The organism is Pseudoalteromonas sp. bablab_jr011 (genome assembly GCF_016464045.1).
Classification (GTDB): domain Bacteria; phylum Pseudomonadota; class Gammaproteobacteria; order Enterobacterales; family Alteromonadaceae; genus Pseudoalteromonas; species Pseudoalteromonas lipolytica.
On record NZ_JACDWU010000187.1, the window covers coordinates 15410 to 31062 of the forward strand.

General features: G+C 41.6%; 12 protein-coding genes. 6 read left to right on the top strand and 6 right to left on the bottom strand.

Annotation, left to right across the window (positions count from 1 at the left end):
* The 6 genes from pilB to nadC form a co-directional block, all read right to left on the bottom strand.
* Positions 1–1677 (bottom strand): type IV-A pilus assembly ATPase PilB, encoded by a 1677-nt coding sequence (pilB, locus tag JIG41_RS10705; protein WP_036965899.1) that lies wholly within the window; start codon positions 1675–1677, stop codon positions 1–3.
* 174 nt (positions 1678–1851) lie between these two features.
* Positions 1852–2448 (bottom strand): dephospho-CoA kinase, encoded by a 597-nt coding sequence (gene coaE / locus JIG41_RS10710; RefSeq protein ID WP_199524725.1) that lies wholly within the window; start codon positions 2446–2448, stop codon positions 1852–1854.
* Between the two features lie 2 nt (positions 2449–2450).
* On the bottom strand, positions 2451–3347 hold the full coding sequence (locus JIG41_RS10715; RefSeq protein ID WP_199524726.1) for an A24 family peptidase: 897 nt from the start codon (positions 3345–3347) through the stop codon (positions 2451–2453).
* 75 nt (positions 3348–3422) lie between these two features.
* Positions 3423–4649 (bottom strand): type II secretion system F family protein, encoded by a 1227-nt coding sequence (locus tag JIG41_RS10720; RefSeq protein WP_199524727.1) that lies wholly within the window; start codon positions 4647–4649, stop codon positions 3423–3425.
* Positions 4650–4695: 46 nt separating this feature from the next.
* Positions 4696–5187 carry a prepilin-type N-terminal cleavage/methylation domain-containing protein gene (locus JIG41_RS10725; RefSeq protein WP_199524728.1) on the bottom strand — a complete coding sequence of 164 codons (492 nt, stop codon included), beginning with the start codon at positions 5185–5187 and terminating at the stop codon, positions 4696–4698.
* Between the two features lie 497 nt (positions 5188–5684).
* Entirely contained in the window at positions 5685–6533 is an 849-nt protein-coding gene (gene nadC / locus JIG41_RS10730) for a carboxylating nicotinate-nucleotide diphosphorylase (protein ID WP_074988951.1), read from the bottom strand.
* A gap of 189 nt (positions 6534–6722) precedes the next feature.
* On the opposite strand from nadC, the gene ampD reads away from it, so the two are divergent.
* The 6 genes from ampD (at position 6723) to lpdA (ending at position 15637) form a co-directional block, all read left to right on the top strand.
* A complete protein-coding gene (gene ampD, locus JIG41_RS10735; protein ID WP_036965918.1) occupies positions 6723–7265 on the top strand; it encodes a 1,6-anhydro-N-acetylmuramyl-L-alanine amidase AmpD in 543 nt (180 codons plus the stop codon).
* Positions 7266–7288: 23 nt separating this feature from the next.
* Positions 7289–8140, top strand: coding sequence for a beta-lactamase regulator AmpE (gene ampE, locus JIG41_RS10740; protein WP_199524729.1), 852 nt, complete (start codon positions 7289–7291; stop codon positions 8138–8140).
* Between the two features lie 477 nt (positions 8141–8617).
* On the top strand, positions 8618–9367 hold the full coding sequence (pdhR, locus tag JIG41_RS10745; RefSeq protein ID WP_036965924.1) for a pyruvate dehydrogenase complex transcriptional repressor PdhR: 750 nt from the start codon (positions 8618–8620) through the stop codon (positions 9365–9367).
* A gap of 84 nt (positions 9368–9451) precedes the next feature.
* Positions 9452–12118, top strand: coding sequence for a pyruvate dehydrogenase (acetyl-transferring), homodimeric type (aceE, locus tag JIG41_RS10750; protein ID WP_074988948.1), 2667 nt, complete (start codon positions 9452–9454; stop codon positions 12116–12118).
* A gap of 9 nt (positions 12119–12127) precedes the next feature.
* Positions 12128–14023 carry a pyruvate dehydrogenase complex dihydrolipoyllysine-residue acetyltransferase gene (gene aceF, locus JIG41_RS10755; RefSeq protein WP_196857405.1) on the top strand — a complete coding sequence of 632 codons (1896 nt, stop codon included), beginning with the start codon at positions 12128–12130 and terminating at the stop codon, positions 14021–14023.
* 189 nt (positions 14024–14212) lie between these two features.
* A complete protein-coding gene (gene lpdA / locus JIG41_RS10760; protein ID WP_036965933.1) occupies positions 14213–15637 on the top strand; it encodes a dihydrolipoyl dehydrogenase in 1425 nt (474 codons plus the stop codon).
* Positions 15638–15653 lie beyond the last annotated feature (16 nt).

Here is a 15653-nt window from a genome sequence, read left to right on the forward strand (position 1 = left end):
TTAAAAACTCGTGACCCGATTTATTTCAGCTAGCGAGGTGACACCATCCGCCGCTTTTTTTAATCCCGATAGACGTAAGTTATTAAATCCTGATTTTAAAGAAACCTCAGCAATTTCGAGTGAATTACCTCCACGCATAATAATTTGCGCAATTTCAGGGGTAATTTGCATGACTTCGTAAATACCTACTCGTCCCTTATAGCCATCGGTACAGCTATCACAGCCTTTTGGAGAAAACAGCGTGAGTTTACTCAATGTTGCGGGGTCAAAGCCTTGGCGAATAAGTTCTTCATCGGGCAGTTTTTCTGGGGTTTTACATTTCGGACATAAACGTCTGGCCAGTCGCTGTGCAATGATAAGACTAATTGAACTTGCAACGTTGTATGCCGGAACGCCCATGTTTAACAATCGAGTCAGTGTTTCTGGCGCTGAATTTGTGTGCAGCGTCGATAAGACTAGGTGGCCTGTTTGCGCTGCTTTAATGGAAATTTCAGCTGTTTCTAGATCTCGTATCTCACCGACCATGACGACATCGGGATCTTGACGCAAGAACGCTTTTAACGCGTTGGCGAACGTCATATCTGCTTTTGTGTTAATTTGTACTTGGTTAATGCCTTCAAGGTTGATCTCAACCGGATCTTCCGCAGTACTAATATTGCGCTCAGGTTGGTTCAAAATATTCAAGCCGGTGTAAAGAGATACTGTTTTACCAGAGCCTGTAGGACCTGTCACTAGTATCATCCCTTGCGGCTGTTCGAGCGCATCCATGTAGAGTTTTTTCTGTTCAGGCTCATAACCCAATACATCGATGCCAAGCATAGCACTTGATGAATCAAGAATACGCATTACAATTTTTTCGCCCCACAGCGTTGGCAGGGTACTGACACGAAAGTCGATACTTTTACGTTCAGTAATTTTTAATTTAATGCGACCATCTTGTGGTTTACGTTTTTCGGCGATATCTAAGCGTGACATAACTTTTATGCGCGCAGATAATCGACTTGCTAAGCTATTCGGTGGGCTTGCCATTTCGTGTAAAATGCCATCAATCCGAAAGCGCACTCGATAACGATGCTCGTATGGCTCGAAGTGTAAATCTGATGCCCCTTTTTTGATTGCATCCATCAAAATCTTATTGATGTAGACAATAATAGGCGCATCGTCTTTGTCTTCATCACTACTTGGCATATCGCGTGGTTTATCGGTGTCGAGATCGCCAAGCTCTTTAAATTCGTCATCCGTTAAATGTAAGCTACCGGCCGCATCAAGCAGCTGCTCTATTTTATTTTCTAGCTGGTTGTAATCAACCACAACAACTTCACAAGACAGACCTGTACTAAATTCAAAGTTTTCAAACGCTCCGTAATCAGTAGGGTCCGATGCCGCTATATAGAGCTTACGGCCTTTCTTTATCAGCGGGAGGATATGATGCTCGCGAATGAGCTTTTCTTTAACTAACTCATCAGAAATAAGTGATACATCGAAGTCTTTGATATCAAAATAGGGAACACGGAACAAGTCAGTGCATTGCTCTGCTAATTCATGCGCGTCTATACCGCAGCTCTTAGAAATGAGCTCAGCTGTGGAGTTATATTCTCGTTGCTTTAATTTGACGGTCTCTGCATCAATGCGACCTAATGTGATAAATTTTCTCAGTAACGGTGAGTTAATATTCATTGCGCACCTTAATTTGATCCTTTCTATGCCAAATCTATCAGAAAAAAGCAGGGTATAACATCAGTCTTGTCGATTTAGGCAAAATTGCAAAATAAATTCACCCTTTAACTCAGGTATTTATAATCTGTATTAATGTTTTTGTATTAGATGGATATGTGTTTTTTAGCATATAGTTTAAGCATGAGTTAAATATTTTTGATGCAGCTTTTTCACATCAATCGCAACTTCAGATAGAGCGCGATCATTGTCTAAAATATCATCGGCTTTTAGCTGTTTATCGGCACGAGACATTTGTGATGTAATAATTTTTTTCGCTTGAGCCTCAGAGACATTGTCGCGTGCGCTGGTTCTAGTAATTTGAGTTGTGACGGGGACATCGATGAGCAACGTATGGTTGCACAATTTTTCTAAACCGTTTTCAAATAATAAGGGCGCAACTAAAATTACATAGTCGCTGGTGGCTTGTTGCAGTTGCTTAAGCATGGATTCCCTTATTAACGGGTGTAGTAAAGCATTGAGCCATGCTTTTTCTGTTTCATTATCAAAAATAATGCCCCTAAGCTTCGCGCGGTCAAGCACTCCCTCGCTGGTGAGAATAGTTTTGCCAAAATGCTCAACAATTTTTTTAAGACCTGCACTGCCTGGCTCGACGACCTCTCTTGCGACGATGTCGGCATCAACAACAGTGATCCCTAACTTTTCAAACATCGCACTCACAGCACTTTTGCCAGAGCCAATACCACCCGTTAAGCCTAAAATCCAGTTTGCCATATTTAATGACCTAAATAGCTAAAATAGATAGTTTGAATTTGCTCACCCCACAATAAGGTTACCCAACCGGCTATCGCAAGGTAGGGGCCAAAGGGAATAGGCGTGGTTTTATCTTTGCCTTGAATAATAATTTGCAGCATACCAATAAGAGCGCCAACGACACTCGAAAGCAACACGATAGTTAAAATAGCCTGCCAACCAAGTAACGCTCCAAATACGGCGAGTAATTTAAAATCGCCATACCCCATGCCTTCTTTGCCAGTAGCAAGTTTAAAGAGCCAATACACACTCCATAAACTTAAATAGCCAATTGCAGCGCCAATAATCGCATCAGAAGGGGCGATTGTGATGTTCATCACGGCTGCAATCAATGCTAGCCAAACAAGCGGTAAGGTAAGTTGGTCAGGCAGCAGCATATGATCAATATCAATGAACGTAAGCGCAATGAGCACCCATGTAATTACAATATAAAGTAAGGCAAGTTCAGATGCGCCAAATATAATTGCAACCGCGAGGCTTAAGCTGGCTGTTAGCATTTCAACAATAGGGTAGCGAACAGAAATTGGCGCCTTACAACTTGCACAGCGGCCTTTGAGTATTAACCAGCTGATAACAGGAATGTTCTGCCAAATCTTAATCGGTGCCTTACATTGTGGGCAGGTTGAATTGGGTGTGACTAAATTAAAGGGAGTAGGCTCTTCAGTATGGTTAATTGTTAGCTCATCGGCCAATAACAGACGGCACTCTGATTGCCATTCTCGTTTCATCATCAGTGGTAACCTGTAAATAACGACATTTAAAAAGCTACCAATACACAGACTCACAAGTCCTACAGTTAACAAATAAAACCACTGTTGAGATTGCATCACGGTGGCTATATCAAGGAAAAAATTTTGCATTAAACTACCTAAAATACAACATTGAACTAAGAATCAAGAGCTTAAAGCTTGATTGCTTAAAATTACATGTTTGGGTTATACAACAGAGCCTAACTGGAAAATAGGTAAATACATGGCAATAATTAAACCACCGACCAGCACGCCAAGTACAGCCATGATCAGCGGCTCTAATAAGCTTGAAAGACCATCGACCGCATCATCAACCTCTTGCTCGTAAATAGTAGCTACTTTGGCAAGCATGCCATCTAATGAACCTGACTCTTCACCAATTGCAACCATTTGGATCACCATATCAGGAAAAATTTTTGTATTTCGCATTGCCCAGTTCATCAAATTACCTGAGCTTACTTCTGCTTTAATTTCTAAAATAGCGTAACGGTACACCGCATTACCTGAGGCTCCAGCGGCTGAATCGAGCGCATCAACCAAGGGTACACCCGCAGCAAAGGTTGTTGAAAGAGTTCGTGCATAACGAGCCACTGCTGCTTTATTTAAAATCATACCAATAACAGGCAGCTTTAATATAGCTCTGTCGTTGGCATCTCTGAGCTTTTTGCTTTTAAGCAGGGCTTCTTTATAGGCATAACCAAAAGCAATAACAGCAATCAGCATCATCCACCAATATTCTTGCATAAATTCAGATATACCTATCACCATTAAAGTAAAGGCGGGAAGCTCAGCACCAAAGCCACTAAAAATATCTTGGAATTGAGGCACCACAAAAATAAGTAAGATTGAGGTAACAATTAAGGCCACAACTAATACCGCAATCGGGTAAAACATTGCTTTTTTGATTTTAGACTTTAATGCTTCGGCTTTTTCTTTATAAAGTGCGACACGGTCGAAAATTTTATCAAGGGCACCCGATTGTTCACCCGATGCAACGAGGTCGCAATATAAATCATCAAAATAACGGGGGTGTCTGCGTAAAGCTTGCGAGAGTGGCACACCCGCTTTTACTTGGTCGCCAATTTCTTCCATCAGCCTAGCAACACTTTTATTCTTAGCGCCAGAGCCTATCATTTCAATAGATTGAATGAGGGGGACACCTGCCATCAGCATGGTCGCTATTTGGCGTGTAATTAAAGCAATGTCTTTAGCAGAAACTTTTTGCGTACGAGTACCAAACAAGGGTTTTGGTTTTCGTTTTACCTTTGAGGGGGTTATTCCTTGCTTTCTGAGTTGGGCTTTTACAAGAGCTATACTAACTCCTGATATTTCACCTTCCAATTTTTTGCCACGGCTATTAACACCTACCCATAGGAAAGTGTCTAGTGATTCTGAGATAGGGGTTGATTTCATAGGATATAGGATGCTGAGAGAATTCTCTCAGCATATATTTAAGTTATTAGCGACAGCTTGCTGGAAGGTATTTTGTTTCAATACCATTAGTCGTTGAAGCTTGACACTTCCAACTGCGAACAGGTGCAAGAGTCGAACTATTAAAGTCAGCAGCTGTAGAAGCTACAGTTCTGTTAGCGTCAGAGTAAGGTTTAAATTCTAAATTTACATTAGTGCCCAGTTGAGATATATTTCTGGCAGTCACTGTGATTGTGCCATCAGCAGCAGTTGTAATAGTTTGTACGTACTGAGAAACAGGGCCAACTGCATCTTCACCACACCCAAAACCATTTGCTGCAGCATCGGCAGAGAAGCCTGTTTGAGAGGCTTCAGAAATTGCTGTTCTACAAGCGGATGCAGCAAGAGTAACTTCTGAAACTTTAGCTCGAGCAGTATAATCTTGATACGCTGGCAGTGCTACTGCGGCCAAAATACCGATGATTGCTACTACAATCATTAATTCAATTAGGGTGAAACCCTGTTGCTTTTGTTGTGTCATTTTGTTCCTCTCCTAAAGGATATGATGTTATGTAAGTTTAGCTGTTAGATCAGCATTGTAAAATCGATGCTAAACATACAGGACTATTCTTACAGTTTTACTTAAAACTTCTGTTAAAAATCGTGATTGTTAACAAGTTGATTTTAAACTTTTGTTCATTAAGTGTTTGTTAATTTACTTTAGCATCAATTAATGTATTTGAAAGCAATTTTCCGGCTAGATAACTGGTTTTTCAGAAGTTTCCTACTTTAGTTTGAGACAGATCAAGCTTAAAAATCCATAATTGAACTATTTATACACATGCATCCTTGCTGGAACTTATTGAATTAATTGTAAACTTACGTAAGTCATTAGGACACAATGATACTAAAGAACTAAAAGCACTGAAAAGTTATTGATTTTTTGTTACCGATTCAGGCTTTTTACGTATTTAATGCTTTTTTTATTTCTTTGTCAACGAATTAGGTAAACATTAAATACGCAAAAATGGGGTGGGGTTACGCGTTAAAGCGCATCGATAGGTCGATTGATTGTAAATTTTTTGTAAGTGCGCCGCTTGAGATAAAATCAACACCTGCTTGCGAATAAGCTTTTAGTGTTTCAAGGGTCATATTGCCAGACACTTCTAATTTTGCTCGCTTATCAGTAAGGATGACGGCTTGCTGTATTTGCTCCACAGTAAAGTTATCAAGCATGATGATATCAGCACCGGCATGAATGGCTTGCTCAAGCTCATTTAAAGATTCAACTTCGACTTCTACAGGTTTTGATGGATGATTAACTTTTGCTTGTGCCACGGCTTTATCAATGCCACCACATGCTGCAATGTGGTTTTCTTTAATTAAGAATGCATCGAATAAACCAATACGATGGTTCGCGCCGCCGCCGCATTTGACAGCGTACTTCTGCAACGCACGTAAGCCCGGAATCGTTTTACGGGTATCAAGTAACTGCGTGGTTGTTCCTGCAAGTTCTTTAACGTAGTGGGCTGTGGTTGTTGCTGTACCCGAAAGCGTTTGCACAAAATTAAGCGCTGTACGCTCTGCGGTTAAAATGGCACGTGCAGAACCAGACGCTGTAAATAAGGTGGCATTTGCAGCGACTTTATCACCATCGTTTACTAATACATCAACTTTTACCGTTGCATCTACTTGCTTGAACACTTCTAAAATAATGTCTTTGCCACAAAATACACAGTCTTCACGAGTAATTACTTTGGCATTCGCTTGCTCGTTTTCAGGGATGAGTTGAGCCGTGATATCACCGTCGTTTGCATTTTGGTAATCCAAATCTTCATCAAGGGCGAGTTTAACCAGTTGGCTAATTAAAGAGTGAGGGACTGACATGTCGAAAGCTCATTGTTTATTAATAAATTGGCTAAATTTTACTATGTTTGACCTTGTATTAGAAGTTAAAGATTTATCGCTAACGTGGATTAAAAGTCCTTGTGGGTGGCTACACAAATGAATGCAGCTAGACCCTGAGTAGCGAACCATTTACACTGTTTAACTTTATTGTCATTGTTAGTTTTTAATATGCATATAAACGAATTAGGCCAGTTAAACAGTGTGTTACAGCGGCCATGCAGGCATCATGATGCGCGTCCTGATAATGAAGTATCATTACTTGTGATTCACAATATTTCGCTACCCGCAGGGCAGTTTGGCACGCGATATGTGGATGATTTATTCATGGGTTGCATAGACTGTGAGGCACACGATAGTTTTGTTGACTTAAAGGGGCTTAGAGTATCTGCGCATTGTTTTATTCGTCGCACGGGTGAAGTGATTCAATATGTGCCATTTGAAAAGCGTGCTTGGCATGCCGGTGTGTCTGAGTTTAATGGCCGCCAGCAATGCAATGACTTTAGTGTAGGTATTGAGCTTGAAGGTACTGATACTGAGCCGTATACCCAAGCACAATATAATGCATTACACTTAGTGACAAAGGCACTTATGGATAAATACCCAAAAATAACTCGCTCTCGTATTGTCGGCCACTGCGATATTGCACCCGGTAGAAAAACGGATCCGGGCGAGAGTTTTGATTGGCCATACTTTTTTGATTTAGTGTTTTAATTTAAAGGATATAGGTAACAAGCATGATCTTGATTTCAATTATAGTTGCGCTAGTCATTGAGCGTCTTGGCGCGCGGGCTGATTACTGGCAAATTGGTTTTTATGCCGATCACTACCTAAAGCACTCTAAAAAACACTTATCAGATAAAGGCTTATTTAATTCGCCCGTTGGTTTTCTGATCTGGTTAATGTTACCAGTGATTGCTATTGCCTTAGTTTATAAGTTATCAGATTTTATAGTATGGCAATTAGCGGTTAACACCGTGGTGTTATTAACGTGTTTTGGCTGTGCTAAGCAACGAGCACTGTATAAGTCTTATCTCAATGCCCTAACGCGAAACGATCAAGAAGCTGCGACATTATTTGCATTACAAATGGGCCAAAAGAAAACAGAAGCTGAGCCCCAAGGGGAAACATTCGGGCAAACACTCGCGTGGCTTAATTTCCGCTTTTATTGTGCTGTTATTTTTTGGTTTGTGATATTGGGTGTACCGGGCGCAATACTCTATGCCTTAGTGCGTACTTACGCTGACAAGGTAAGAGAAAACCATAATATGGTGTATGCAAAACGCTTTAAACTAATTCATACCTTATTATTTTGGTTAGATTGGTTACCTGCGCGCATTGCAAGTTTTGGTTATCTTGTTATTGGCAACTTTAATAAAGGAACCAGTTGCTGGTTGAAATACGTGTTGGACTTTTCAGTAAGCAATCGCAAAGTTGTTACTCAAACAGCTTTGGCTGCAGAGCAAATTGAGCAGCAGTTTGTTGGTTGCACTTATGAGGCAACCTGTATGATGAAACTCGTAAAACGTAATGTGTTGTTCTTTTTAGTCATTATTGCCGCACTCACTCTATTTGGTGGGTTGGCGTAGTATAGTTAGCGAGTTGCAAGGGCTGGCTTTAGCCGAGAACGGCTTTTAAAGTCAGCAAGTTGCAAGAGTAAAGCTTGTAGGAATGATTTCAGTCATGAATCATTCTGTTAATGTACGTCGTTTGAGTTTTGATTTTTCAGCACTGAAATGCTTCCTACTTTGCCTTTCTACAAAGCCACTCAAATCAGCTAACATCGAATAGCTGACTTCTAAGAGCGTGCTTGTTAATCTGGTCTGACCATTTATTTTTTATTGTTTTCTTCTTCCGAAATAGCGACTTTCTTCCATACTGTTTAATCTTTATGCAAAATGGAGTACCGTGTCAGTTGGCGCTGAGCGCAGTGAAATTGACAGAAATACCGGTTTTTGATAACGTATGCTACAAATTTGGTATGACCAATTTACCTTTTGGTTGAGTCTTATGGCTAAAAACCCTGTGTTTAGCGGGCTTGGCCGAAACAACGCGGACGTTGATAAATGTCTTTAAAGATAAAAGCAGCAAAATTATCTGATGTAATTTTACAACAACTTGAGAATATGATTCTTGAGGGGTCGTTAGCGCCAGGCGAAAAATTACCTCCTGAACGTGAGTTAGCGAAACAGTTTGAAGTATCGCGTCCATCACTTCGAGAGGCTATTCAAAAGCTGGAAGCTAAAGGCTTAGTCACGCGTCGTCAAGGGGGTGGCACGTTTGTAAAAAATCAGCTTGAAGAGGGGCTTACTGATCCACTCTTTGATTTGATAAGTAAACATCCTGAATCACAATTTGATTTACTTGAATTTCGTCATGCTCTTGAGGGAATCGCAGCTTATTATGCTGCAATGCGTGGTACGACGAATGATTTTAAAAAAGTAAAACAAAGCTTTGACAATATTGCGCTTGTAAATGATGACATTGTGCAAAAAGCAAAAGCAATTAATGCATTTCATTTCAGCGTAGCTGAAGCGTCTCATAATGTCGTGTTGCTGCACTTAGTGCGTGGTATGCAAGCATTGCTTGAGCAAAATGTATTACAAAATTTAACTGTACTGTTAAAAAAGCCGCAAATCAGCCAGCAGCTCGCAGAGCATAGACGACTGTTAATGGATGCGGTTATTGAAGGAAACCCAGAGCAAGCACGCCTTGCTAGTAATGCTCACTTGGCCTTTATCGAAGAAGCCTTACTTGAGGCTGGCAAAGAGCATTCGCGGATTGAACGTAGTTTAAGACGCACCAAACAACATTAAGCAAGTGATTAGCTAAGTTTAGTTAACTACTTAATTTAAGATTTATTAAAATAATTAGTATTTTAAACATAAGGAAACCTCCATATGTCTGAAGTCAATAAAATTGACGTAGACGCGCTAGAAACACAAGAGTGGTTACAAGCCCTTGAGTCTGTTGTGCGTGAAGAAGGTGTAGAACGTGCTCAATTCTTACTTGAGCAAGTGTTAGAGCAAGCCCGTTTAGACGGTGTTGATATGCCTACTGGCACAACTACTAACTACGTTAATACCATTCCAGTAGATCAAGAACCAGCCTACCCAGGTGATGTGAATGTTGAGCGTCGTATTCGTTCAATCATTCGTTGGAATGCGATTATGATCGTATTACGCGCGTCGAAAAAAGATCTCGACTTAGGCGGCCATATGGCGTCTTACCAGTCTTCAGCGGCTTTTTATGAAGTTTGTTTTAATCACTTCTTTAAAGCGCCAAACGATGTAGACGGCGGTGACTTAGTTTATTATCAAGGTCATATTTCTCCAGGTATCTATGCGCGTGCATTCGTTGAGGGTCGTTTAACAGCTGAGCAGCTTGATAACTTCCGTCAAGAAGTTGATGGTAAAGGTCTTCCTTCGTACCCACACCCGAAATTAATGCCTGAATTCTGGCAGTTCCCTACGGTATCGATGGGTCTGGGTCCAATTGCTTCAATTTACCAAGCGCGTTTCTTAAAGTACTTAGATGGTCGCGGCTTAAAAGACACTAAAAACCAACGCGTATATGCTTTCTTAGGCGATGGTGAGATGGATGAGCCAGAATCACGTGGTGCAATCTCATTCGCTGCACGTGAAAAATTAGATAACCTATGTTACCTAATCAACTGTAACTTACAGCGTTTAGATGGCCCAGTAATGGGTAATGGTAAAATCATTCAAGAGCTTGAAGGCCTATTTAAAGGTGCAGGCTGGAACGTGATTAAAGTTGTATGGGGCAGTGGTTGGGATATCTTACTTGCTAAAGATACAACCGGTAAGTTACTACAGTTAATGAACGAAACTATTGACGGTGACTACCAAACATATAAAGCAAAAGACGGTGCCTACGTGCGTGAGCACTTCTTTGGTCGTTATCCAGAAACAGCAGCACTTGTTGCTGATATGACAGACGAAGAAATCTTCGCACTTAAGCGTGGTGGTCATGAGCCATCAAAGCTTTACGCAGCATTCAAAAAAGCAGAAGAAACGAAAGACCGTCCAACTGTTATCCTAGCGAAAACGGTTAAAGGTTACGGCATGGGTGAAGCGGCTGAAGGTAAAAACATCGCACACCAAGTTAAGAAAATGGACATGACACACGTAGCACACTTACGTTCGCGTCTTGGTTTACAAGATCTTGTGTCAGATGATCAATTAGCTGATCTTCCATACTTAACACTTGAAGAAGGCTCAGAAGAGTACAAATACTTACACGCTCGCCGTGAAGCACTTCAAGGTTACACACCGAAGCGTATTGCTAAATTCTCTGAAAAGTTAGTCTTACCAGAAGTAGAGGCATTTAAACCATTACTTGAAGAGCAAAAGCGCGACATTTCTACAACAATGGGCTTTGTTCGTGCACTTAATGTGTTGCTTAAAGACAAAGGTATTGGCAAAAATATTGTGCCTATCATTGCTGACGAAGCACGTACATTTGGTATGGAAGGTTTATTCCGTCAAATCGGTATTTATAACCCACATGGCCAAAATTACACGCCTCAAGACCGTGACATCGTTTCTTACTACAAAGAAGCTACATCAGGTCAAGTATTACAAGAAGGTATCAATGAGTTAGGTGCAATGTCGTCATGGGTTGCTGCTGCAACATCATACAGCACCAACGATTTACCTATGATCCCATTCTATATCTACTATTCTATGTTTGGTTTCCAACGTGTTGGTGATATGGCATGGATGGCGGGTGACCAACAAGCACGTGGTTTCTTATTAGGTGCCACTGCAGGTCGTACAACGTTAAATGGTGAAGGTTTGCAGCACGAAGATGGTCACAGCCATATTCTTGCTAACACAGTGCCTAACTGTATTTCTTATGACCCAACTTACGCTTACGAAGTTGCAGTTATTATGCAAGACGGTATTCGTCGTATGTACGGTGAAGATCAAGAGAACGTGTTCTATTACCTAACACTGATGAACGAAAACTACCATCAACCAGCAATGCCTGAAGGCGCTGAAGAAGGTATTCGTAAAGGTATCTATAAGCTTGAAACCGTGGCTGGCGATAAAGCGAAAGTACAGTTGCTAAGCTCGGGTACTATCATGATTGAAGTACGTAAAGCTGCCCAAATCTTAAGTGAAGAGTACGGTATTGGTTCAGATGTATTCTCAGTGACTTCATTCAATGAATTAACACGTGATGGTCAAGATGTTGAGCGTTTCAATATGCTTAACCCAGATGCAGAGCAAAAGACTGCTTACATCACTGAAGCATTGTCAGACGCTGTAACAGTTGCCGCAACGGATTACATGAAGAACTACGCAGAGCAAGTTCGTTCATTTGTACCAAGCAGTAACTACAAAGTACTTGGTACAGACGGTTTCGGTCGTTCTGATAGCCGTGAAAATTTACGTCGTCACTTTGAAGTTAATGCAGGTTATGTTGTTGTTGCAACATTATCTGAACTTGCTAAACGTGGTGAAGTTGAGAAGTCTGTGGTTGCAGAAGCAATCAAGAAGTTCGACATCGACACTAACAAAGTTAACCCGCTATACGCATAAGAGGTTCCAATGAGTATTGAAATTAAAGTACCAGATATCGGTGGCGATGACGTTGAAGTAACCGAAATCCTTGTTAGCGTTGGTGATAAGGTTGAGGTTGATCAGTCGTTATTAACGGTTGAAGGCGATAAAGCATCAATGGAAGTGCCTGCTGCACAAGCAGGAACGGTTAAAGAAATTAAAGTAGCCGAAGGGGACACTGTTACGACGGGGTCACTTATTATGATCTTCGAAGGTGAAGAGCAAGCTTCTGCATCTTCTGAAGCAAAAGAAGAATCAAAGCCAGAGCCTGCTAAGCAACCTTCAGGTTCAGCGACGCAAGACGTAACGGTACCAGATATCGGTGACGACGAAGTTGAAGTGACTGACATCATGGTTGCTGTTGGTGATACGGTTGAAGAAGAGCAATCTTTATTAAGCGTTGAAGGTGACAAAGCGTCAATGGAAGTACCTGCACCATTTGCGGGTACCGTTAAAGAGATCAAAATCGCGACAGGCGATAAAGTTAAAACAGGCTCTTTAATCTTTGTTTTCGAAACAGCATCAAGTGACTCTGACGCTCCGACAGCAGAGTCTGCACCTGCTGACGAAGCGGCCGCTGACACTGCATCAAGCACAAAAGAAGTTAACGTGCCTGATATCGGTGGTGATGAAGTTGAAGTAACCGAAGTCATGGTTGCTGTTGGCGATAGCGTGTCAGAAGATCAATCAATCTTAAACGTTGAAGGTGATAAGGCTTCAATGGAAGTACCAGCACCCTTTGCTGGTACGGTTAAAGAAATCAAAGTTGCTGCAGGCGATAAAGTTTCAACAGGTTCTCTTATCTTTGTATTTGAAGTTGCGGGCAGTGCAAAAGCATCAGCGCCTAAAGCGAAAACAGAGTCGGCACCTGCGCCAGCAGCAAAAGCAGAGGCAGCCCCTGCGGCTAAGCCAGCTTCAGCACAAGCTAGCAAAGAAGAGTTTGCCGATAACAACGCGTATGCACATGCATCGCCAGTTGTTCGTCGTTTAGCGCGTGAGTTTGGTATTAACTTAGCAAACGTTAAAGGCACGGGTCGTAAAAATCGTGTTGTTAAAGAAGACGTGCAAAACTACGTTAAAGAACTTGTGAAGCAAGTTGAATCAGGTAATGCAGGCAAAGGCAATACAGGCGGTGGTGAGCTGGGTCTTATTCCATGGCCAAAAGTTGACTTTAGCAAGTTTGGTGAGATTGAAGAGAAGAAATTATCACGTATTCAAAAACTGTCAGGTGCTAACTTACACCGTAACTGGGTGCAAATCCCACACGTTACACAGTTTGATGAAGCTGATATCACCAGTCTTGAAGCATTCCGCAAAGAGCAAAATGCACTGGCTGAGAAGAAAAAGCTGGGTGTTAAAATCACGCCACTTGTGTTTGTCATGAAGGCAGCAGCGAAAGCTCTGGCTGAGTTCCCGACATTTAACTCTTCGTTGTCTGAAGACGGTGAAAGTTTAATCTTGAAGAAATACATCAACATTGGTGTTGCAGTCGATACACCTAATGGTTTGGTTGTGCCAGTATTCAAAGATGTTGATAAGAAAGGCATCATTGAGCTTTCTCGCGAGCTAATGGACGTGTCGGCTAAGGCGCGTGATGGCAAACTAACGTCATCTGACATGCAAGGCGGTTGTTTTACAATTTCAAGCCTTGGTGGTATCGGTGGTACCGCATTCACGCCTATCGTAAATGCACCAGAAGTGGCTATTTTAGGTGTCTCTAAATCGGAGATGAAACCTAAATGGAATGGCAAAGAGTTTGAACCTAAGTTAATGGTTCCATTATCAATGTCATACGACCATAGGGTTATTGACGGTGCACTAGCAGCACGCTTTACTGTGACGCTAGCAAGCTATATGAGCGATATTCGCCAATTGGTGATGTAATCGCGTCATAATTTATAAGAATCAAATCCCAGCAAGGTGTTTTTTGCTGGGATTTTTACCATTGGCAATGATACAATCTTTGTCATAGAACAATCTTTGTATAGATATCTGCTCTCACTTTCTGCCTTGCAGAAACATGGCAGTTTAACTTAGGGGCAGTGTTCCCGTTCAAACATTTAAGGTAATAGCATGAGCAACGAATTAAAAACTCAAGTTGTTGTACTAGGCGGTGGTCCTGGTGGTTATTCTGCAGCTTTCCGTGCTGCTGACTTGGGCTTAGAAGTCACATTGGTAGAGTCTCGCAACACATTAGGCGGTGTATGTCTAAACGTGGGTTGTATTCCTTCAAAAGCACTTTTACACGTAGCTAAAGTGATTGATGACGCAGCAGAAATGTCATCTCATGGCGTTACTTTTGGTAAGCCTGAAATTGACCTAGACAAAATCCGTGATTGGAAAGAGTCTGTAATCGGTCAATTAACTGGCGGCCTAGACGGCATGGCTAAAATGCGTAAAGTGAAAGTGGTTTATGGTTACGGTAAATTCACTGGTAGCAACACCCTGGCTGTTGAAGGTGAAGAAGGTACAACAACAATCACATTCGACAATGCTATTATTGCTGCAGGTTCACAACCAGTAAATCTACCTTTCATCCCTGAAGATGACCGTGTAATTGATTCGACTGGTGCGCTTGAGCTTAAAGACGTTCCTGAGAAACTACTTGTACTAGGTGGTGGTATCATCGGTCTTGAAATGGGTACGGTGTACCGTGCACTGGGTTCTGAAATCGACGTTGTTGAGTTTGCTGATCAATTAGTACCCGCTGCTGATAAAGACGTTATCAAGATTTACCAAAAATACGTTAAGAACAAGTTTAACGTAATGCTATCTACTAAAGTAACTGGCGTTGAAGCAAAAGACGACGGTTTATATGTAACATTTGAAGGTAAAAACGCACCTGCTGAGCCTGTACGTTACGACAAAGTACTTGTTGCTGTTGGCCGTACTCCAAACGGTAAACTACTTGATGCAGATAAAGCGGGCGTTAACGTTGATGAGCGTGGTTTCATTAATGTTGATAAGCAACTTAAAACAAACGTTGATCACATCTTCGCTATCGGTGATATCGTTGGTCAACCAATGCTTGCGCACAAAGCGGTTCATGAAGCACACGTTGCGGCAGAAGTTATCTCTGGTCAGAAGCACTACTTCGATCCTAAGTGTATCCCTTCAATCGCTTACACAGATCCAGAAATTGCATGGGTTGGTGTAACTGAAAAAGAAGCGAAAGAGCAAGGTTTAAGCATCGAAACAGCTGTATTCCCATGGGCTGCGTCTGGTCGTGCAATCGCTTCAGCACGTACTGAAGGTCAAACTAAGCTTATCTTCGATAAAGACTCTGGTCGTGTTATCGGTGGTGCTATGGTGGGTATCAATGCTGGTGAGATGCTAGGCGAAATCGGCTTAGCAGTTGAAATGGGCGCAGACGGTGAAGACCTTGCGTTAACTATTCACGCTCACCCAACGCTAAACGAATCAATCGGTCTAGCTGCTGAAATCTTCGAAGGTTCAATTACTGACCTTCCAAACAAAAAAGCAGTTAAAAAGAAGTAAGTTCTTTTGACTAATC

What these genes read in the sequence shown, in the direction of transcription:
- JIG41_RS10715 (WP_199524726.1), bottom strand. Translation starts at nt 3,347, where the DNA reads ATGCAAAATTTTTTCCTTGATATAGCCACCGTGATGCAATCTCAACAG.
- aceE (WP_074988948.1), top strand. Translation starts at nt 9,452, where the DNA reads ATGTCTGAAGTCAATAAAATTGACGTAGACGCGCTAGAAACACAAGAG.
- pilB (WP_036965899.1), bottom strand. Translation starts at nt 1,677, where the DNA reads ATGAATATTAACTCACCGTTACTGAGAAAATTTATCACATTAGGTCGC.
- ampD (WP_036965918.1), top strand. Translation starts at nt 6,723, where the DNA reads ATGCATATAAACGAATTAGGCCAGTTAAACAGTGTGTTACAGCGGCCA.
- lpdA (WP_036965933.1), top strand. Translation starts at nt 14,213, where the DNA reads ATGAGCAACGAATTAAAAACTCAAGTTGTTGTACTAGGCGGTGGTCCT.
- JIG41_RS10720 (WP_199524727.1), bottom strand. Translation starts at nt 4,649, where the DNA reads ATGAAATCAACCCCTATCTCAGAATCACTAGACACTTTCCTATGGGTA.
- aceF (WP_196857405.1), top strand. Translation starts at nt 12,128, where the DNA reads ATGAGTATTGAAATTAAAGTACCAGATATCGGTGGCGATGACGTTGAA.
- pdhR (WP_036965924.1), top strand. Translation starts at nt 8,618, where the DNA reads ATGTCTTTAAAGATAAAAGCAGCAAAATTATCTGATGTAATTTTACAA.
- nadC (WP_074988951.1), bottom strand. Translation starts at nt 6,533, where the DNA reads ATGTCAGTCCCTCACTCTTTAATTAGCCAACTGGTTAAACTCGCCCTT.
- coaE (WP_199524725.1), bottom strand. Translation starts at nt 2,448, where the DNA reads ATGGCAAACTGGATTTTAGGCTTAACGGGTGGTATTGGCTCTGGCAAA.
- ampE (WP_199524729.1), top strand. Translation starts at nt 7,289, where the DNA reads ATGATCTTGATTTCAATTATAGTTGCGCTAGTCATTGAGCGTCTTGGC.
- JIG41_RS10725 (WP_199524728.1), bottom strand. Translation starts at nt 5,187, where the DNA reads ATGACACAACAAAAGCAACAGGGTTTCACCCTAATTGAATTAATGATT.